Source organism: Curtobacterium sp. ISL-83 (assembly GCF_018613895.1).
GTDB lineage: Bacteria > Actinomycetota > Actinomycetes > Actinomycetales > Microbacteriaceae > Curtobacterium.
Map to the genome: position 1 here is coordinate 1 of NZ_JAGGPH010000004.1, position 19,903 is coordinate 19,903.

At 67.7% G+C, this 19,903-nt stretch carries 19 protein-coding genes; 10 read left to right on the forward strand and 9 right to left on the reverse strand.

Annotated elements, in window-relative coordinates; genetic code table 11:
- A partial coding sequence (locus J7E22_RS03115) for a hypothetical protein (protein WP_214978809.1) occupies nt 1-792 on the forward strand: 792 nt, incomplete at its 5' end.
- On the opposite strand, the gene J7E22_RS18380 is transcribed toward J7E22_RS03115, so the two are convergent.
- Complete coding sequence (locus J7E22_RS18380) at nt 723-1,301, reverse strand: helicase associated domain-containing protein (protein ID WP_374193250.1); 579 nt, start codon at nt 1,299-1,301, stop codon at nt 723-725. The genes J7E22_RS03115 and J7E22_RS18380 overlap by 70 nt on opposite strands.
- A gap of 501 nt (nt 1,302-1,802) precedes the next feature.
- Between J7E22_RS18380 and J7E22_RS03120 the strand changes: the two genes are divergently transcribed.
- The 7 genes from J7E22_RS03120 to J7E22_RS03150 all read left to right on the forward strand — a co-directional run bounded on the left by J7E22_RS03120 (nt 1,803) and on the right by J7E22_RS03150 (nt 10,367).
- Complete coding sequence (locus J7E22_RS03120; RefSeq protein ID WP_214978812.1) at nt 1,803-2,609, forward strand: TnsA-like heteromeric transposase endonuclease subunit; 807 nt, start codon at nt 1,803-1,805, stop codon at nt 2,607-2,609.
- Nucleotides 2,609-4,507, forward strand: a complete 1,899-nt coding sequence (locus tag J7E22_RS03125; RefSeq protein WP_214978814.1) for a DDE-type integrase/transposase/recombinase — start codon at nt 2,609-2,611, stop codon at nt 4,505-4,507. The genes J7E22_RS03120 and J7E22_RS03125 overlap by 1 nt, the downstream gene beginning before the upstream one ends.
- A gap of 13 nt (nt 4,508-4,520) precedes the next feature.
- Nucleotides 4,521-5,618: a TniB family NTP-binding protein gene (locus J7E22_RS03130; protein ID WP_214978816.1), complete on the forward strand. Its 1,098-nt coding sequence runs from the start codon at nt 4,521-4,523 to the stop codon at nt 5,616-5,618.
- The gene (locus J7E22_RS18090; RefSeq protein WP_214978818.1) at nt 5,615-7,594 is read left to right on the forward strand and encodes a zinc-ribbon domain-containing protein; all 1,980 of its coding nucleotides are present in this window, start codon (nt 5,615-5,617) and stop codon (nt 7,592-7,594) included. The genes J7E22_RS03130 and J7E22_RS18090 overlap by 4 nt, the downstream gene beginning before the upstream one ends.
- Before the next feature lie 27 nt (nt 7,595-7,621).
- Nucleotides 7,622-8,716, forward strand: a complete 1,095-nt coding sequence (locus tag J7E22_RS03140; protein ID WP_214978820.1) for a hypothetical protein — start codon at nt 7,622-7,624, stop codon at nt 8,714-8,716.
- 41 nt (nt 8,717-8,757) lie between these two features.
- The gene (locus J7E22_RS03145; protein WP_214978822.1) at nt 8,758-9,819 is read left to right on the forward strand and encodes a PIN domain-containing protein; all 1,062 of its coding nucleotides are present in this window, start codon (nt 8,758-8,760) and stop codon (nt 9,817-9,819) included.
- A gap of 182 nt (nt 9,820-10,001) precedes the next feature.
- Nucleotides 10,002-10,367: an ATP-dependent DNA ligase gene (locus J7E22_RS03150; protein WP_214978824.1), complete on the forward strand. Its 366-nt coding sequence runs from the start codon at nt 10,002-10,004 to the stop codon at nt 10,365-10,367.
- A 360-nt stretch (nt 10,368-10,727) separates the two neighbouring features.
- Here J7E22_RS03150 and J7E22_RS03155 read toward each other — a convergent pair whose 3' ends face one another.
- From J7E22_RS03155 to J7E22_RS03165, 3 genes are all read right to left on the reverse strand, one after another.
- Complete coding sequence (locus J7E22_RS03155; RefSeq protein WP_214978826.1) at nt 10,728-11,246, reverse strand: hypothetical protein; 519 nt, start codon at nt 11,244-11,246, stop codon at nt 10,728-10,730.
- 113 nt (nt 11,247-11,359) lie between these two features.
- Nucleotides 11,360-12,172: a fructosamine kinase family protein gene (locus J7E22_RS03160; RefSeq protein WP_308159129.1), complete on the reverse strand. Its 813-nt coding sequence runs from the start codon at nt 12,170-12,172 to the stop codon at nt 11,360-11,362.
- A 34-nt stretch (nt 12,173-12,206) separates the two neighbouring features.
- On the reverse strand, nt 12,207-13,055 hold the full coding sequence (locus tag J7E22_RS03165) for a LysR family transcriptional regulator (protein WP_214978828.1): 849 nt from the start codon (nt 13,053-13,055) through the stop codon (nt 12,207-12,209).
- A 71-nt stretch (nt 13,056-13,126) separates the two neighbouring features.
- Here J7E22_RS03165 and J7E22_RS03170 point away from each other — a divergent pair, with 71 nt between their 5' ends.
- Nucleotides 13,127-14,095, forward strand: a complete 969-nt coding sequence (locus J7E22_RS03170) for a DMT family transporter (protein ID WP_214978830.1) — start codon at nt 13,127-13,129, stop codon at nt 14,093-14,095.
- Here J7E22_RS03170 and J7E22_RS03175 read toward each other — a convergent pair.
- Both J7E22_RS03175 and J7E22_RS03180 read right to left on the reverse strand, forming a co-directional pair.
- The gene (locus J7E22_RS03175) at nt 13,997-15,355 is read right to left on the reverse strand and encodes an MFS transporter (protein WP_214978832.1); all 1,359 of its coding nucleotides are present in this window, start codon (nt 15,353-15,355) and stop codon (nt 13,997-13,999) included. The two genes, J7E22_RS03170 and J7E22_RS03175, sit on opposite strands and share 99 nt — an antisense overlap.
- 228 nt (nt 15,356-15,583) lie before the next feature.
- Nucleotides 15,584-16,156 carry a TetR/AcrR family transcriptional regulator gene (locus tag J7E22_RS03180; protein WP_214978833.1) on the reverse strand — a complete coding sequence of 191 codons (573 nt, stop codon included), beginning with the start codon at nt 16,154-16,156 and terminating at the stop codon, nt 15,584-15,586.
- Nucleotides 16,157-16,251: 95 nt separating this feature from the next.
- Between J7E22_RS03180 and J7E22_RS03185 the strand changes: the two genes are divergently transcribed.
- On the forward strand, nt 16,252-17,160 hold the full coding sequence (locus J7E22_RS03185; RefSeq protein ID WP_214978835.1) for an SDR family oxidoreductase: 909 nt from the start codon (nt 16,252-16,254) through the stop codon (nt 17,158-17,160).
- 67 nt (nt 17,161-17,227) lie between these two features.
- Here J7E22_RS03185 and J7E22_RS03190 read toward each other — a convergent pair whose 3' ends face one another.
- From J7E22_RS03190 to J7E22_RS03200, 3 genes are all read right to left on the reverse strand, one after another.
- Nucleotides 17,228-18,559: an NAD(P)/FAD-dependent oxidoreductase gene (locus J7E22_RS03190; RefSeq protein WP_308159130.1), complete on the reverse strand. Its 1,332-nt coding sequence runs from the start codon at nt 18,557-18,559 to the stop codon at nt 17,228-17,230.
- Nucleotides 18,560-18,623: 64 nt separating this feature from the next.
- Nucleotides 18,624-19,172: a dihydrofolate reductase family protein gene (locus J7E22_RS03195; protein ID WP_214978837.1), complete on the reverse strand. Its 549-nt coding sequence runs from the start codon at nt 19,170-19,172 to the stop codon at nt 18,624-18,626.
- A gap of 39 nt (nt 19,173-19,211) precedes the next feature.
- Entirely contained in the window at nt 19,212-19,769 is a 558-nt protein-coding gene (locus J7E22_RS03200; RefSeq protein WP_214978839.1) for a hypothetical protein, read from the reverse strand.
- Nucleotides 19,770-19,903: the final 134 nt, after the last annotated feature.

A 19,903-nucleotide genomic window follows, 5' to 3' on the forward strand; every position in this document is an offset into this window, starting at 1 on the left:
CCAATTAGGAGACACGCCCTAGGTGACTGGATGTGGCACGACGCGCCGGCGCTGCTGTCGCCGGGTCGCGGGCGCGCTTGCTATCTCCTCGCGCGTCCGCCGCTCGGGGACGAGCCGCCAGATGCGGTCTACCTCACTGCCTCGCCCAGGGTGGTGTCGGATTATCGGGTCAGCGACGGGCGCTTGCGATCGTTCGAACAGGCCGTAGAGATTTTCGGCGATCGATGGGCGGGGTCCCCGGAGACCGACGTGCGTGGGACGACGACGACTTCGTCACTGCTTCGACGCGCGTCGATGACCGTCCAGCGTTCGGTTGCAGTCACAGTCGCGCCCACCTCCCGACACGTGATGGACGCGATAGAGCGACTTGGCAGCGTGAAGCAGTTCACTCAGCACATTGCTTTGCTCATGCCCGCGGAGCAGCTGTTGCTTCCGCACGCGGACCAGCTTGAGGAGTCGATCGTCGAGCGCGGTTGTATACAACTCACGGACTACTTGGACGACTGGGAAGCGGTGAGCGAGACGGAGCTCCTCGAGAACGAAGAGGCTCCGAGTCGCCGGGCGTGGCTCGTGGAGGTGCTCGCGCGAGGCCTGGAAGCTGGGACCGCTCGCCGGCTTGCTCCGTTCCGCAAGCGTCAGACGAAGGCGGAGCGGCGGGACTTCGTTGAATGGCTTGCTTCGGCTGTTCCGGGAGCCGTGAAGCCGTCCGAGCTGGAAGAAGTTCAGAGGACGCGGAACGTTGCTCCGCGCAATGCGCGAAGTCGTTCCGGTTGGAGGCCTCGTGATCGATGAGCTGCGCGCTGTTCTGCCGCCCATCTTCCTAGTGAGGCTTCCAGGTGGTCGTCGGCACGTCGATGCGGGGCGCGGTCGTGTGTGGCCCAGAAGTCCTGGTACTGGTGCAGGCGCTCGGTCCAGCGGTCTCGCTGCGGTGACCACCGAAATCCGGGCACGCCCTCCAGCCTGAGCTCTTGGTAGCGGCAGTGCGCTGCCCGCACAGCGGGGCGGCGCTGGTAGCTGAGCCGATCCACGAGACACTGCTCCTGAGTATGGGGTCGTGGCGACCGCGCCGCAGGAATCGGCATCCTTCCGTGGCGGCAGACGAAGTCGTCCAGTCCGTGAGCGAACTCGATCCAGTTCCGGATGCTCTGGGCGATTCCGGGCTCGGCGTCGCCGACGTCCGCCAGGTAGTACTCCAACCCACGGCGCTCATCGAGGCTGAGGGACCCAATCGGTTGGGTGCGGAGCGCCTCGTACTCAACGTGAAGTGCGCGGACTGCCTCGAATGGATGTGCGGCCGACATATCGGCTCCTTCCGGAGCCGTACCTCGGCTCCGGAGGCGCTATGCGCGGACGCTCGCGGTTCCGCGTGATCGTTGCGACACGCCGTTGCAAGAACCTCAGCGAAGTCGCCGTTCCCCCAGTACTGGGTTCATCACGAATCGGTAACTCCGTGACAGACCAACGTCCGCTGTCCCTAGTTCGAGGGGTTTTTCCGTCCCGTTCGCCGCGGACACCTCAATCGCGAGTTCGCCCTCGGCTTCAGCGCCGAAACGAGGAACCAGGGGTGCCGAGTTGTTCGTATGGTGGTTCGCGCGCCGGGACTCGGAACGAGTTCGGCGCCTGACTTCCCGTCCAGCGGCTCAACCAGCCGTCCGCCATCGCGCCGTGCCTTGCGTTCACATGAACGGCTACTTGGCGTGCCCAGCCCAGGAGTGAGAGATGAATCCACGCCGCCGAAACGAGCAGCCTTGCCAGGTGACGCGCGACTTCGTTCGCGCGACCGAATGGACGGCGTTCGCAGGATGAGTCAGGCCTTCAACTACTACGGACTCCGACCGAATGGAGGCGAAGCTCGCACCGGTGCGCCGTCGAAGGAGCTGAAGGCGAAAGCACGCACTTCTGGGCGTACCTGGGTGATGTGGCGCATCGGTGACGAGGAGTTCGACGCGCCCGCGACTTCGGAGATCCTTGAACTCGGGTTGTTCCATACGCGACGAGTTCGCACGCCCAGGCGCCGGCCCGACGAGCCATTCCTCACCGGGTTTTACTGGTTTAGCTCCACGGGCGAGCACGTTTGGTTCAACAGCCAGCTCGAGGCAGACGTTCTACGTCGTTTTGACCAGGCAGGCGATATCGTCGCTGTCGCTGCGCAGCCCGCCACGCTCGTGTTCCCTGATGGAAAGCATTGGCACGTGCTCGACTACCTGGTCCTCGACGATCGAGGGCGCCAGCGCGTTCTCGATGTGAAGTACGAGTCCAAGCTCGGCGACCCAGAGGTCCAGCTGCAGTTTTCCCTCACCGCCGAGGTGTGCGCGGCAATCGGCTGGGGATACGAGATTCACACGGAGCTTCCCGACCTCCTGCACCGCAATCAGCGCTTCATCATGCAGTGCAACAAGCCCTGGGATATGCCACCACGGGAGCGTGAGCTCGAGCTCGCCTCCGCTGCCGCAAACCCACTGACCGTCCTCGAGGCCGCGATGGTCCTTTGCCCCGCGGACATTGCTCTCGGGCGCACCTACTTCTACAACCTTGTCTGGCGCAACGAATGGGCCGTTGATCTGACCCAGCCCCTGAGCGACATCTCCGCCGTCTGGAAGATCCGCTGATGACCCGAGCAATCGACCTGACAAAGCCGATTCAGCTCGACGATGGCGAGTACCGGCTGGTGCAGCGCACGTCAAGCATGATGACCCTCATCAGATCTGCTGATCGCGAGGTCATCACCATGCCGTTGGGGGAGGTATCGCGTCGAGCGGCAGACGTGTCGACCACTCTCCTTGCGCTCCCTCAAAAACTCGATCTGCTGAGCCCTGCAGACCGGAAGGCAGTGCACGAACGGAACACCGAGATCGAAGAGGTGCTGTTTGGCATGCGGCCGGGCCGTAAGAAGCAGAACCCGTTGTACGACCTCGCCAAGACCACCGAGACGCAGCGGGTCGAATCGAAGGCGAATGAGCTCGACGTGAGTGCGCGAACAATGTGGCGCTGGGTAGCGCGCTACAGGGAGGATCCCGAGACGGGAGCGGCCGATCTTCGAGCTTTCCGTCAGTTCGGGCGGACCGAGAAGCTGACGGCTGACCTACGTGGTGCCTTCGCGAAGGTGCTCAACGAGTACCCCAAGAAGCAGACCGTTCGGAAGAGCGTCCTCGTCGGGTGGGTCAAGGACGAATATCTGAGGACCTGCGGCGAAGCACCGCCCGCATTGTCCCGGACTACGTGGAACAAGTATCTCGACATCATGAGCGGTCGGGTCGACGTGACGAAGCCGGCCAAGCGGCGACAGACCGATGACAGGCGACCGGACAAGCCATACCGGCCCCGCATCACGAGTCGCTCGGGTGAGCTGATCGAGATGGACACGACCAAGCTTGACGTAGACTGCCTCATGCCGAGCGGCAACCGCGGACGCATCGCTATTGCCGCCGCCATCGACGTCCACAATTCAAGTTGCCGCGCCATCTCGTTTGCGTCAATCGCGACGCGTTCAGTCGACCAGATCAGTCTGCTGGTACAGATGACGACGCAACCGGCAGACAGGCCGGGGCTGGCCGCGCATCGCGAGCGGTTGCAGGGGATGTACCCGGAACATCGGCTCCTTACCGGCGAGGAGTACGAGCGTAAGGTGCTGAACCGACCTTTTGTCTACCCGAGCCAGATCACGGTCGACAACGGATCGGACTTCTCGAGCGCTCCATTCCTCGCTGCAGCCCGACGAGCTCGGATCAGCGTCGTCTTCGCGCCCCCCGGGTCGCCGGCGAAGAAACCGCACATCGAACGCTTCAACCTCGAGATAGCGAAGTTCGCGCAGACTCTTCCCGGAAGTGTCGGCAACAGCGTGGCGAACCGCGGTGCCGAAACCCCAATGTCCGAGCTGCTCAGCTACGACATGGTCATGGCACTCGTCAGCGACTGGGCGTTCGGAACATACAACACGACGCCCGGCAACAAGCTCCATCATGATGCGTTCCCTGGGCTCGAACTCTCACCGAACGACATGCTCGAGCTGGACAGCTCGATCACGAGGACGGACCTGCTGCGGGTGCCAGTCCAGGGCGACGACTACCTCCGGGCGCTCCCGATCGACGACCGAATCCTCCAGCCCGACGGGATCCACTTCAAGAACCTCACCTACTGGTCGGACGACCTGCACCCGCTCCTCGACCTGCCAGAGCTCACTCCAGGGCTTGGAGCGCGTCGTATCCAGTTCCACTATGACGGCGACGTCCACGAGTTCATCTGGGCGATTGCACCTGATGGGTCATTGATCGAATGCGAGCCAACGGGCGTGACGCAACGGCGGACACGGCCGCACGAGCCAGAACGAGACGTAGCGCTCCGTCGCCTCTCCGACCGCGTCGCCGTCGAGATGGTGAGCGGCTTAGTTTCGGGCACGCCAGCGAAGCCGTACGTCGCTGCTGCCGTGCGGAAAGACCCGTACGCCGCACCGGTCGAGGAGCCGACGCAGTCGCGTGGTGCCTTCGATCCCAACCAGAGTCCGTTCTAGGAGGCGATTTCCGATGTACTTGTTCCGCCGTGACGCCGGTGTGCGTCAACGACTGACCCGCTTCGACCACCTTGAGGAGGTCCTGAGCAATCCAGTCCGGAGGCCTTCGCCGGCGACCCCTGCTGCTCTCGGCAACATGGATCAGATCACGAGGGCCGCGTACGACCTCGAACGGATACGCTTTCTGTCCGGCGGCGTACTCGTGAGCACCGCAGATATCGACCGAGCGCGCAAGGACCTCGCGTTGTCCATGGGGATCAACTCGGCCGCTCTTGGCATCCAATCTGGTCTTCTCGTCACCGGGGACGCTGGCGCGGGCAAGTCCACGCTGTGCCTGACGCTGATGCGTTCGATCTGGGCGGCATACACCGAAGACGGCAGCCGACCCAGCGCGGAAGGCGTGGTGCCTATCGCCTACGTTGTCACACCGCCGCACGCGACGGGCAAGCAGCTCTTGGAAGCGATCCTGAAGTTTTACGGACTGCGCGCGGTCGCAAGCGAAACGCAAGTGAAGATGGCCGAACGTGTTGTCGACGTGATGACAAACGCCGGTACTGAGATGGTCGTCTTCGACGAGATCCACCGTTTGAAGGGGCGCTCGGCGAACCTCGGCGACTCGGTCGATGTCCTTCGCGACCTCATGCTCGACGCTCCTCCCACATTCGTGCTCGCGGGAATCCGACTCGACGAAAACGCCTTCCTCGCTGGCGCCGGCGGCGACCAGGTGGAGGTGCGTTTCTCCATGACGTCCTTGCAGCGCTTCGGCTACGACGAGGCGGCCGAGCGCGATGAGTGGGCATCGCTCATCCGAGACATCGAATCCGAGCTGCCGCTGCGTGACCACAAGCGCGGAGCGCTGCAGAAGCACGCCGGAGAGCTGCACCGCCGCACCAACGGTTCGTTCGCCGCCCTGACACGCCTCATCCGGCTCGCGGCAATCGAAGCAATCATGAGCCCCCGTGTCGAACGTGAAGCAGTCACGCTTGACCTCCTTGCTGCGCAAGCGTCCGACCGTGCCAGCGACAGAGCTGCTGACCGCCTCCGCAAGTCCAAAGACCGCTTCGGGCTCCGGAGCATCCTCGACGACTTTGACCAAGAAGACGCCGCGTGACGCTTACGAACATTGCACCGCTCCCACTCCGCGTCCGGCCGCGAGGCCGGGAGACGCCCGAGAGCTACAGCAGACGGCTGCTCGAACGGCACGGTGAACGCGACGCACACCGACGGGCGCGCATACGCGATGTCCGAGAATCAATCTCGGGGGACCTGCCAGATGAAGAGCTCTGGTTCGACCACATCCTGCCGCGGCTCGCACGACGAGACTTGAGCTGCCTGCAGCGGGCCGCCTCGGTTCGGGGGCGCCACCCCGACGGCTCGTCGTGCGAGTCGTGTCCGGACGTTCTCACGGAACAGTGGATGTGCACGGCATGTGCGAAAGGGGCGTCCATCGCCCAGTATCCACACTTCCGGTCGCCGGTCTGTCGCCGTCACCGGCGCTGGGTGGGACTCTTCGGCGACGTGTCACAGCAGCACGCCGTTGACGAGTCGACTATGAAGGCCGCGCGACGGTTGCAGCGCTTGAAGCGCGACGGACGTGTCGACGCGCGGTTCTACCGGATCGTCGTCTCCGCGTTGACCACCGGAACGGGAACCACCACGGACGGACACCTCGAGGCGGCCCGGTTCGTCGACGCCGTCAACCTCATGGCGATGCTGACCCGCATGACTACACTTCCCGCGCTGTTCGACCCAAGCGCGACGCACACGCGACGCTTCGAGCAGCTCGGGGCGCTGGTCCGAGCCACCGTGCCCGACGCCTCGAACGAGGCAGTTCGGATTCTTTGGCTCTACTTGCTCCCAACCGCAGCGCGCCTCCGCGCGAGGCTCCGCGGCGAGACACCAGACGACCGATTCGCGCACGACTTCCCCCTGACCGACAACGTGCTGTCGCGCTTCCAGGACTGGTTCGGGGTTCCAGGGGGCTTCGCGGAGTATTTGCTCGCCTCTGGGGACACGATCCAGTCCGCTTTCGATGTAGGCATCGAGCAAGATCGCCGGAAAAGCGAACCCCCCGAAACGCTCGTCCTCCAAGCGTTCTGCGCTCGAGGCCATGCGGTGAACTACGGGATGTCGACTAGGCCGCGACGGAAAGCGCCGCGCTGCACGAGCTGTCAGCCGAAGCTTCCCAAGCCAGGTGTCAACGATGTCGCTTCGAAGTACCCAGACCTCGCGCATGCGATCGACCTGTCCCGCAACGCGGGACTCACTGCCTTCGATATCAACATCGGCTCCTCCAACACGTACGTGTGGATCTGCCGGAACGGTCACCCGTTCGAAGCAACGGCAGCGAGCGTGACAGGCACCGATGTGGGCTGCAGATTCTGCAAAGGAAAGGCAGTGCTCGCCGGCTACAACGACCTCCACACGACACACCCGGAACTCGCCGCCGAATGGGACGCCGCGAACAGCCTCAAGATTTCCCAAGTGGGATCTGGCGACCGCGCGATGGGGTACTGGATGTGCCCTGAAGGTCATCACGAAGTGGACGAAGCACGAGACCGCGTCGCGCGAGGCGGGTGTGGGACGTGCGAACGGGCGAGCCTCCTTGCCGCATCGAAGAGCCTCGTACAGACCCACCCGCTTTTAGCTGAACACTGGGACCGCGGATCAAACGGCCGTCGCGCTCCCGAGGATTTCACCGCAGAAGACCGCGTTGCGGTGTGGTGGTTGTGCGAGAACGGTCACGGCGTCAAGGAGCGGATCGACTTCCGAGCAAGACGCAACGCCTGCAGCAAGTGTGTCGCTCGCACCGTCTTCCCCGGAGTTAACGACGTGGCTACCACGCACCCGGCACTCGCCACGGAGTGGCATCCCTGGAAGAACACGAACGCCGGACCCGAACACTCGGTAGCGGACGCGACGCCTTTTCATTGGCGGTGCAGAGTCGCGCGACACGAGATCCAGCAGACCGTCTCCGAGCGCGAACGCGCCGGGGGATGCCCAATATGTCCGGTCGCGGATCGGCTACCGGGGATCGCCACGACCTCCACGGAGGGGCTGGTGGCCGAAGGACCCCTGGCCGTTTGATGTCGCCGGCCGCCGAGATCATGAAAGATGCCACACCTCCACTCGGACATCTCGCCGTTGCCGGCCCGACGGCGAGACATCAGTATCGCGATCCTCGTCGTCGGCGTCGCAGCTCTCTACTTGGTCGGACTCATCGTCGGGCTGACGCATCGCAATGAGGCGGTGCCCTGGGCGTCTTTGGGTCAAATCGGCTCTGCCATCAGCGCGGATGCATCAGAGGCGGCGGAACGGTTCGCGGGATGGGCGATCGCCCTCTTCGGCGCGAGCCTCGGAGGGCAAGTCCTCCTGCAGGCCGACACCCCAAGAGCCACTCTGCGGCGCGTCATTGGCGCTCTCGGCATCGTGCTCGCCATCGCCGCTTTCCTACTGGCGTCACTCACCGCTATCGGGATCAGTCAGACGAGCGCCGCCGTGTCCGCTCTCCCGTCAGTCCTCGCGGGCGGCGCAGTTACGTGGGTCCTCGGCGTCGAATGTGGCCGCTTCGTCGTACCGGACTTCGACCGTCAGCGAGCGACGACGGTCGACGCTCTGACACACATCAACGCGAAGCTCGATCGTCTCCCGCGCCCAGCCCGTACATTGCACGGCGCATACGGGACGCTTGCCGGCTGGTCCATCCTGGTCGCTCTCATCGCGCCCGTTGCTGTCGTCCGCTCGTCGGCGGTCGATTCAGGCATCGTCTTCGCGCTCGAAGCAGTCTTCCTCTTCGCGAGCCTCTCCATGTTGACGCAGCTCACAGCATCGACGATGACAGAGCCGTCGAGAGGGCGCCGAATATTGTCGCGGGGCTTTTGGTTCGCTGTCTACACCGTGCTGATTCTGTTCTCGTCGGCAGTTGCAATCCTGGTCGCGCCGGAAGCGCCCGTCGCGATTCTCGTGGCCACGACAGTCGAATTGCTGCTTCCGATCGGCTTCCTTTCATTGGCACGAGGGGTTCCTCAGCCGCTCATCGACATGTCGCTCGGCGGCGCTCTCGGGCGTGTTGCGATGCGCGATCTTGAGCGGGCACGTGAGTCAGCGCAGCGGCGCCTTGTCGAGCTGGACGAGATCCTCCAGAGACAGGGCGGGAGACGGCACATGAACGACAAGATCGCGGACGCGATCGCGGCACTCCGCAGCTGACCTGTCCCTTCGCTGGTTGGCGGAGTCGCTACGGTGCACTCATGAAGACGGTACTTCTCGACACGACGGAACTTCGCCGCGACTGGACGCTCACCGGGCTCGCGATGCGACTGCTCAGCCATGCCCGCTGGCAGAACCTTCTCGAGGTCAAGGTCCCGATCGTCTGCCTTGAGGAACTGTCCGCGCATCATGCGCGTCAGGTGGCCGAGGCGAACGAGCTACTCAGCAGGTCGTCGACCATGTTTCGGAGGCTGGGGCTTACGCCGCCCGAGCCTCCAACCATTCAGGACTACCGGGCGTACGCGGAGGAACGACTCGAGGACAAGCTTGGATTCGACCTGCTTCCGCTGCCAGAGGTGTCCCACGTCGACCTCGTTCGTCGAGCGGTCGCGCGGATCCCACCGTTCGACCAGAAAGGGAGCGGCTATCGCGACTCATTGGTCTGGGCCAACGCGGTAGCGCTGGCTCGACAAGGACGTGAGGTCATCCTCGTCACGGCAGACCGGATCTTCCAAGCAGAAGGAGGAGAGCTCCCTGCCGCGCTCGCCGCCGATCTACTTGCGGTAGAAGGAACGGTGACTGTCGTCGACGACCTGACCAGATGGTTGCTGGCCAGCTTGCCGTGGAAAGCAACGAAGATCGCGGCAGCTGTCGCGCAAGCTCAGGACAATGAGTTCAGGCACCTACTCGACTCTGGTGCTGTGCAGGACGGGATGGAGCCGACAGCCGAGCAGTGTGGGTTCGACCGTGCCCCGTACTCCTTTCGAGTTGACGACATCGAGTGGGCGTACGAGTTCGACCGTGTCGGGCCGAGTCGAACCGCGCCGAAGGCCGACCTCGTCGAGTACGACATGCGCGCACACGTGTCCTTCACTGTCTGGTTACCCGAGGGTTCGTACGTTGAAGAGGGCTGGACTGCGATGCGACTCGGCGACCGCCTCGCCGTTGACGGGGAGCTCGAGATGATCGCTCGAGTCGCGTTGTTCTTCGAACATGACATGGGGATGCAGATCGACGACTTGGACTGGCGGCGGAGCGATGGAGGAAGACCAGGACCGGGCGTCATGGCTTCTCAGCAGGATCCGATTCCGTTCGATCTCTGATTTGTCAAGAAGCTGACAAGTTCAACTGGACGCTCGGCTGATCCGACTCGCTCGAGTCTCCAGCGATCATCAGTGACAACTTCGGCTGGACACTGACAGGCACGCTGATTGCTCGACACCCGCGGGCACCATCTCGGGGAACAGGGGAACCCGTGCGCAGTCGTCGCGGAGTAGAAGGACCCATGGGACAGCTCATCTACGGCGGCGAGGTACTCGACCTTCGGATCGACGACCGAGCGCTCACACACCTGCAGATCGTCATCGTGAACATGCTCCGGCGCGACCACCGGTTCGTGTTCTCGTGGAAGGACCCCGTCACTCGCGGGGACGGACGCAGCTCGATCTGGCTGCACCCGAACGCCAACTTGCACTTCGACTTCGACGGCAGTCGGGCGCCCTCGATCAACAGGACGTGGCTCGAGCAGCTGTACGCCTCGGCCCTGTCGGGGTCCGGGCTCGTCCTGACGCCGGAGCCCCCCGACACGAGCACCGGGGCCGACTCACAGTGGTCGTCCGCGGTGTCGCCGGGGAGTGACCTCGACAGCTAGCAGACCGGCACACGGGGGTCAACGGGTTCCAGCTCCGAGGTCCGCGGAGTACGGTTCGATCATCGTGGTCGATGAGCCCTGCTCAGGGTGTGGGTGCTGATCGGACGCGGTGGGGGCCGCGGCCAGCAGCGAACGCCGGATCAGGGTGTTCGTCGACCGGTTCGTCGCCTCCCGTCGCCGCCCCGGCGTGGATTCGGGTTCCGCACCGGGGCGGCGATCACGGACTCCGAGATCAGGCGCACCCGACCGTGCGGGTGCGCGGTCACGCGGGGGTGGTATGTTGAACATGCTCGTTGCGCTGAGCCTCGAGAAGTGGACCCGAGACCCATCCGGACGGTTGGGCGCTCGGGTCTCGCGCTTTCAGGCCTCGACGACGACCAGACCAGCGCTGCATCGACGCCGCCAGTCGCCGCCTTTCGCCCACGCCCAACCGATTGCGTCCGGCATCGCCAACAGCGGCTCTCGTGTTGCGGTCTCGTGGCGGTGGGTGACCCGCACGTCGTCGGGAACGGAGCGCAGCACCTCGACCAGTCGCTGTCGGTCGTGGCGGAGGAGCGTCTCGTCGAGTTCGAAGCAGACCTCTGTGCGCACACCCGGCTGGATGCTGCGCACGAGGGCCCGGATGCAGTCGGCGCGACGTGCGAGGTCGGTGCGGCCGTCCTTTCGAGCACGGAGCACGGTCACTCCGCTGGGGAGTGGGCGTACGGTCGACAGGATCAGTCGTCTCCGGGAATCGCTCTCCTTCCGCATGTGCAGGCGAGACTGGCCCGGCAGTATCAGCTGCCGAAGTGATCGTCGCGCCGGTCCGGTGGCCCCGCTGTTCAGCGTGACCGCTACCAGCAGGTAGTCGCGGACCTTCGATTCGTCCACGAACACCACGCGTCCATCACTCGCCGGAACCGCCATCGCCGCCTCTCCACGACGTCCAACACTACATATCGGATGCGTGTCGACGCGCCAGCAGTCGATGGGTGCGCACCCAGCGTGATCGCTCAGGCGTACCGCCGCGCCGCCCGCAGTGCCGCGTCCGTGTAGGACCCGCCGAACAACAGGACGTGCAGCAGCAGCGGTGCGAGCTGGTGCAGGGCGACGCGGTCCTGCCACCCGTCGGCCAGCGGGAACTCCGCGTCGTACGCGGCCAGGACGGTCTCGAGCCGGGGCAGACCGAAGAGCCCGAGGAGCGCCAGGTCCGTCTCTGAATGACCGCCGTGCGGGTTCGCGTCGATGAGCACCGCGCCGGTGGGTTCCGCGTGGTCGGCGGGCCAGAGCACGTTCCCCGCCCAGAGGTCGCCGTGCAACCGAGCTGGCCGGTCCCCGACCAGTGCTGGCTGCGGCGACCCGAGCGTGCCGTCCTGCACCCGGTCCGCGACCCGGTCGAACACGGCAGCCTGCGTGCGGTCCAGCCCGCCGGCGTCCACGATCCGGCGCACGTAGTCGCGGATCCGGTACTCGGCGAAGAACTCGCCCCAGGACTCCGGCGCGTCCTCCGCCGCCACGAACGCGGTGCGGGAGCGCCCCATCCGGAGCGGACCGTCGACGGGGAACCCCGGCGCGGGGGCGCCCCAGTGCCTGGCCCCCGCGGCGTGCGTGTGGGCGAGGGACCGGCCGAACCGTTCGGCCTGCACCGCCGTGGGGGAGCGGTCGTCGATGCGCTCGAGGTCGAGCACCGTCGGGCTCGGACGCCCGAGCACGCGGACAATCCTGGTGCCACCGGAGGACTCGGCCTCGGCGAGCCATGCCAGTCCGGCTGCCTCGGCTGCGGCCTCCTGCGCGTTGGCGAAGGTCTTCACGTGGGTGTCGGACACCAGGCCATCCTGCCGGTCCACCGCCGTCGTGGGCTCAGACCGCGTCGACGAGCGCCCGCACCAGCGGGTGCCACGGCCGGGACATCGGACCGCTCAGCACCAGCGTCCGCGGCAACCGCGTCGCCATCGGGACCATCACCAGGCCCGGCGGCAGCATCACCCGGCCGAGCGTCGGGACGATCGACACCCCCTCGCCGCGCTCGATCATCCCGAACATCGTGCTCATCTCGCGCACCCGGTGGGCGTACCGGTACGGGGCTCCCGCGAGTTCGTGCAGGCGCTGGATCTGGTGCTCGCACCCGCCGCCGCCGGCCACCAGGCCGTCGTCGTGCAGGTCGTCGAGGGTGAGTGCCTCGGAACCGGCCAGCGGGTGGTCACGCCGGACCACCGCGGCCATCTCGTCACGGGCGACCACCACGCTGCCGGGCGGCGCGGGGGACGGGTCGACCAGGATCGCCGCGTCGACGGTCCCCCCCTCGAGCCACTCCGGCATCTCGTCGTCGTCGCCCTCGTAGACCTGCACGTCGACGTCCGGCAGGGTGACCGCCCACACGTCTCGGAGGCGGGGGAGCAGGCCCTGGCACACCGTCGGGACGGCCGCGAGGCGCAGGGTGCCGCGCGCCGTGGCGGGCCGGACCACGGCCTCCAGGGCGTCGACCGAGGCGAGCACGCTGCGGGCGTGGGCCAGCATGCGGTCGCCGAGCGGTGTCGGCGCGGCCGTGCCCCCACGGCGGAGGACGGTGCCGCCGACCTCGCGCTCGAGTCCCGCGACGGCGTGCGAGACGGCGGACTGCCCGACGCCGATCGCCGCGGCGGCGGCCGTGAACGACCCGTGGTCGACGGTCGCGACGAGCGCCCGGAGCTGGGCGACGGTGATGTTCATGCGGACTCCTCATGCGGACATGAGGGCAATGCGTTTGCCTCATGTCAGCGGCGCGGTCGACACTAGCCCACGTGAACGCCCTCGTGTACGTGCTCCTCGCGCTGGTCTGGGGATCGAGCTTCCTCTTCATCAAGGTCGGACTCGACGGGTTGTCCGCGCAGCAGGTCGCCACCGTGCGGACCGTGCTCGGTGCGCTGACGCTCATCGCGTTCCTGCTCGCGAGCCGACGCCGGTGGCCCCGGTCGATCCGGCTGTGGGGGCACCTGCTCGTCGTCGCGGTGTTCCTGAACGCCGTCCCGGCGTCGCTCGTGGCCTGGGCGGAGCAGACCGTGCCGTCGGGCCTCGCGAGCATCTACAACGCCACCACGCCGATCACGACCATGATCGCGCTGCCGCTGCTCCTCCCCGCGGAGCGGCTGCGCGGCCGGCAGCTCGGCGGGGTCGTCCTGGGCATCGTCGGCGTCGTCGTGCTCGTCGGCCCGTGGGGGCTCATCGGCGACCCGGCGGTCCTGGCGACGGTGCCCGGGCAGATCGCGCTGCTCGGGATGACCGCCTGCTACGGCTTCGGTCTGGCGTACCTGCGCCGGTTCCTGGCCGGCAGCGGGCTCGACGCCCCGACGCTCGCCGCGGTGCAGCTCACCCTGGCCGCCGTCCTGCTGCTGCTCGTCGCGCCGTTCACCGCGGCGCAGCCCGTACACCTGACCGGCGGGATCATCGCCGCGATGGTCGTGCTCGGCTGCCTCGGCACCGGGTTCGCGTACGTCTGGAACACGCGGCTGCTGCAGGCGTGGGGCGCCGCCCGCGCCTCGACCGTCACCTACCTGACGCCCGTCGTCGGGGTCGTGCTCGGCGTCCTGGTGCTCGGCGAGCGCGTGCGGTGGAACGAGCCCGTCGGGGGCGTGGTGATCCTGGTCGGGATCGCGCTCGCCTCCGGGCTGCTCTCACCGGACCGCCGGCACCCGCAGGTCGTGCTGCCGGAGCGGAGCGGTACTGGTGTCGTGGAGCCCGCGCCCCGTGGTCTCGGGCGCCATGATCTGTGACAGCACACCGCCGACCACGCAGATCGCAGCGGCGATCAGCATGCACGCCCCGATCCCGATCGTGGTGATGCCGACCGGCAGCAGGAACGTGCCGGCGGCAGCGCCGATCCGGCTGCACGCGGCGGCGAAGCCGACACCCGTCGACCGGACCTCGGTGGGCAGGACCTCGATCGGGTAGACGGCGGTCAGGTTGCCCTGCACGGCGTTCATGAACGAGAACACCGCGAAGCACAGGACGATGACGATCCCGGGTGCCGAGCCCCAGAAGCCCACGACCGCGAGTGCGACCGCCATGATCCAGAACGGCGGGATGAGCTGCCGACGTCGGCCGAGGCGCTCGATCGTCAGCATGCCGACGAACGCGCCGATCGCGGCCATCGCGTTGACGGTGATCGTGCCCACGGCGGGGTCGTGCAGCTGCAGGGACTTCAGGACGGTCGGCGCGAAGGTGAAGATCGCGAAGTACGGTGCGACGTTGCACGCCCAGAACATCGAGATGAAGGCCAGCCGCTGGCGGTTGTCCTTCGAGAACAGCACGCGGTACCCGCCGCTGCGCTGCTCCTCGGCGGTGTACTCCTCGTCGCGGAAGTACGCGTCGCCGCCCAGGTGGGCGGTGACGATCGCCCGTGCCTCCTCGGTCCGGCCGCGGGAGAGCAGCCACCGGGGCGATTCGGGGAACCCGATGCGGGCGATGGCCGTGACGACGGCGGGCAGGGCGCTCGTGACGAGGACCCAGCGCCAGCTGAGACCGAACGCGTCGATCATCACGTAGGCCGCGACCACGGCGAGCAGGTACCCGCCGTACCAGCAGACGAGCAGGCCGGAGAGCCGCCTGCCACGGTCCTTCGCGGGCGCGAACTCGGCGAGCATCGCGGCGCCGATGGAGTACTCGGCTCCGATCGCGATCCCGAGCAGCACCCGCACCACGAACAGCTGCCAGCCGTCCGCCACGAACGCTTGCAGCAGGCCGAGGACGATGAAGGCGAGGACGTCGATCGTGAACACGCGCTTGCGCCCGAACCGGTCCGTCAGCAGGCCGGCGAGCGGGGCACCGATGAAGATGCCGATCAGCGAACTCGCGCCGATGAGCCCGGCGAGCACGGGGCTGAGCCCCAGCGCGACGGTGATCGCCGGCAGGGCGACGCTGATGACCCCGAGGTCGAAGCCGTCGAGCCCCTCGCCCCAGGCGCAGGCGAAGGTCATGCGTCGCAGGAACCCCGTGCGTCCGGCTGGGGTGGTCGTGGTGCTTCGGTCGGCCATGGTCGCTCCTCGTGCGCCGCCCACCGTGGTGGCGCGCAGTGGACCGTAGGCGCGTGCTGTGCCGGGGCGGCACAGGTTGCGCGCACAGCGGTCATCCCGTGGTCGGGGAGGCGCTCGGCCTCCGGTCCGTCGCGACCGACGAGCGGGACGGGAGGCACGGTGCGGCCCCGCCGACGGACCTGCGCGGGGCGCGTGCGCCGGGGGCCCCTCCGCCGGCCCGACGGCCGCTCACCGAGCGGGGCGCACCAGGTTCGTCAGGGCGTCCAGCCGCTCGTGCACGATCGTGGCGAACGGCCGTGCCTCGCCGTCTGCGATCCACTGCGCGAAGGACAGGTGGAAGACCGTCACCGTGGTCTCGGCGGCCATGGTCGCGGCGGGCTCGGCGACGCCCCGGTCGCGGAGGGCGTCGGCCAACCGGACCTTGAGTGCGGCGAGCTTGCCGAGTTCGCGTTCGGCCAGGGCGGCGTTCGTGCTGATGATCGTCTGTCGGGTCCGGGACCACGGACGGTGGTCCTCGGGGAAGAACCCGCTCGCCGAGTCGAGCGCCCGCGTGACGAGGTCGAACGGCGGGGTGTCGGCGGGAGCCTGCTCGATGGGATCGACGAACACGGCCACGAAGTCGACCTGGCCGGCGAACAGGACTTCGCGCTTGTCGGTGAAGTGCCGGAAGAAGGTGCGCTCGGTGACCGCGGCCGCTGCGGCGATCTGCGCCACGGTGGTGTCGTCGTACCCCTGGGTGCGGAAGAGCTCCAAGGCCGTCGCCTGCAGTCGTTCACGCGTCCCGGGTTGCCACCTCGCCATCGTCGTAGTCTACTGATGACAGCGACTGACATGGAGTGCTACCGTGATGTCAGTTCATGACATCAGTGTCGTGGGCACCTGCGAAAGGACCTTCCATGCACGTGTTCGTCACCGGAGCCTCCGGTTGGATCGGCTCCGCCACCGTCGACGACCTGCTCGCCGCCGGTCACACCGTCACCGGGCTCGCCCGGTCCGACGCCTCCGCCCGAGCGCTCGAGGCGAAGGGCGTGACCGTCCTGCGCGGTGACCTCGACGACCTCGACGCGATCCGGCGCGGTGCTGCCGAGGCCGACGGCGTCGTGAACCTCGCCAACAAGCACGACTGGTCCGACCCCGCGGCCTCGAACCGCGCCGAGCGTGCGTCCATCGAGACCATCGCCGAGGCGCTCGCCGGCACCGACCGGCCGTTCGTGTTCTCCTCCGGTGTCGCTGCCCTGGCGCCCGGTCGTCCCGCGCAGGAGACCGACCCCTCGCGTGCCGTCGGACCGGACAGCCCACGCGGTGGCGGGGAGAACCGGGCGTTCGAGTTCGTGGACCAGGGCGTCCGGGCGATCGCTGCCCGCTTCAGCCCGACGACGCACGGGACGGGTGACCACGGGTTCATCGCCGCGATCGTCGCCGCGGCTCGGACGCGCGGGGTGTCCGGCTACGTCGGCGACGGCGCGAACGAGTGGGCCGCGGTGCACGTCTCGGACGCCGCGCGGCTGGTCCGGCTCGGTCTCGAGGGTGCCCCGGCTGGCACCCGCATGCACGCGGTTGCCGAGTCCGGCATCCCGACGCGGGCCATCGCCGAGGCGATCGGGGACGCGCTCGGTGTGCCCACGACCTCGATCGACCCGTCCGACGCCGTGGAGCACTTCGGCTTCATCGGGCAGTTCTTCGGGATGGACATGTCCGCGACGTCCGAGGCCACGCGCGCCCTGCTCGGCTGGGAGCCCACCGGCCCGACCCTGCTCGAGGACATCGCCGCCGGCGCCTACGCCACGGCGGACCGGGTGCTGTAGTCGCGACCCACGACGGACGGGAGGCACGGTGCGGACCCGCACCGTGCCTCCCGTCCGACGGTCCCCGCTACTCGACCTTCTGCATCTGCCACGGCTCCGGCTCGCGGTCGCCGTTCGGCCGCACGGGCCGGACGTCGCCCACGATCGGGATCGACCGCTTCCGCATGAACCACACGTACCGCACGAAGAAGTGCGTCAGCGTCGACATCCGGTTGCCGTTGCCGAGCAGGCTCGTGATGTGCACGAACACCCAGGCCAGCCAGGCGACCGGCCCGACCATCGTGATGCCACCACGCAGCTGCGCGACCGCGGCGTTCGTGCCGATCGTCGCCATCGTGCCCTTGTCGAAGTACTTGAAGCGTTCGGTCGGCTTGCCCTCGAGCACGCGCTTGACCTGCCGCGCGACGTGCTTGCCGCCCTGCAGCGCCGGCTGCGCGAGCTGGGCGAGGGCGTCGTCCTGCGCCGCGATGTCACCGGCCGAGAAGATGCGCTCGGCACCCTTCACGCTCAGGTCGTCGTTGACCTGGATGCGCCCGCCGGAGGTCTGCGGCAGCCCCCAGCCGGAGACCTCCTTGTGCGCCGTCACACCGGTCGCCCAGATGACCTGCGACGCCGGGATGACCTCGCCGTCCGAGGTCACGACGCAGTCCGGCCGGACCTCGGCGACACCGGTGTTCAGTCGGAGCACGACCCCGCGCTTCCGGAGGACCTTCGCCGCGTACCGGCGGAGGCGCGGCGCGAACGGCTTGAGGAGCTCGCCGCTGCGGTGCACGAGCGTGATGGAGATGTTGCCGCGCTCGATCTCCGGGTAGGCACCGACGAGCGCCTGGTCGCGGAGTTCGGCGAGCGCCCCGGCCATCTCGACGCCGGTCGCACCGCCACCGACGATGACGACACGGATCTCGTCTGGTCCCTGCTTCGCGGCCGCTTCTTCGAGCCGCGTGAAGAGCTCGTCGCGGATCCGGAGCGCCTGCGAGCGCGAGTACATGGAGTACGCGTACTCGTAGGCCCCGGGCGTCCCGAAGTAGCTGGTGTTCACGCCGTTGGCGAGGATCAGGTAGTCGTAGTGCAGGTGCTCGCCGTCGGACATCTCGGCCACGCGTTCGTCGGGCCGGATGCCGGTCAGCAGGCCGTGCCGGAAGTCGGCGTTCGCCTGCTTCGCGCGGAGGCTGCGGAGGAAGTACGTCACGTCCCCGGCATTCAGCCCGCCGGTCGCCACCTGGTACATGAGGGGTTGGAACATGTTGTAGACGTGCCGGTCGACCAACGTGACGCGGACGTCGGCGTCGGCGAGCTCCCGCATGGCCGCGATGCCGGCGAATCCACCGCCGACGATGACGACGTGCGGGCGGGTGTCCTGCGGCATGGTGAACTCCGGGGTTGTGCGGTCGACGGCCACCCACGAGGGTACGCCGATCACGGGGTCGGTCAGTGCACCGGTCTGGAGGCGCGGATCGCCTCCGTCAGGCGGCGAACGGCGCGTACGTGGTCAGCACGTTGCCCTTGCTCGTCACGGTGCTCTCCACCAGCCGCAGCCGCGTCGGGGGGTCCGTCGGCTCGAACAGCTTCCGACCGGCGCCCGCGACCGCCGGGTGGACCATGAGCTGCAGCTCGTCGAGGAGTCCCGCGAACAACAGGTGTCGGACGACGCTGATGCTCCCGGTCACGGCGATGTCCGCGCCGTCACGCTCGCGGAGCTCCCGGACGAAGTCGTCGAGGTCGCCGGGCACCCGCGTGGTGTTCTCCCACGACAGGTCGTCGCCGAGCGTCGTGGAGGCCACGTACTTCTCGATCGGGTTGATCCACTGCGCGAACGGGTCCTCGGGGTGCGCGGGCCACCACTCGGCCCACTCGAGGTAGCTGTTCTTGCCGAGCAGGACCGTGTCGGTGCGGGCCATCCACGTCGTCATGCCCGAGCCGAGCTCCGCGTCGAAGCTGTCGTACTGGAACCGGTACGGGTCCTGCACGACGCCGTCGACCGAGATGAACAGACCCGAGGTGACCTTGCGCATGGTCGGAGCATAGGACCGCGAGGGCCGTGTGGGCCAGGGTCAGCTGTTCGACGAGTCGTTGCTGCTGTCGCCCGTCCCGGTACTGCTGCCGGTCCCGGTGCTGCCGCCCGTCCCGGTCCCGCCCTGCGTTCCCGTGCCGGTCCCGCCCTGGATTCCCGTTCCGCCGCCGCCCTGGGTCCCCGTCCCGCCCTGCGTGCCGGTGCCGGGGTGGGGCCGGTTCCCGCCGCCCGGGAACTGCCCGATGCCGCCCCGCGGGAACTGCGACGTCTGCTGGTGGCCGCCGATCGAGTACCCCACGGCGAACCCCACGCCCCCGCCCACCAGGAGTGCCGCGAGACCGATCGCCACCGCGACGATGGGCCAGAACCACGGCGGCTTCGGGCCACCCGGACCGCGGCCGGTCTGTGGGGCCGAGCCGTACCAGCGGCTCGGGCCGTCGGCTTCGAACCGAGGCGCGTACGCCCCGGGCGGGACCGCGGATCCAGTCGTCCGGTCGCCTCCGTCGCCGAGCGTCGAGGTCGGCGACGGGGCGGCACCCCACCCGGCCGGGGTTCCGGGGTACGGCGTGACGGGGTTCGGAGGGGTGGTCTCACTCATGCCACGAGTGCACCCCCGCGGCCTGTGGGCCCCCGATGACCAACCTGCTGTCTCGCTGCGAAGCGCATCCGATGGTGCGAGGTTGATGGCCCCGTGCTCGTCGACAACCCCGCACCCGGCGATCAACCTCGCAC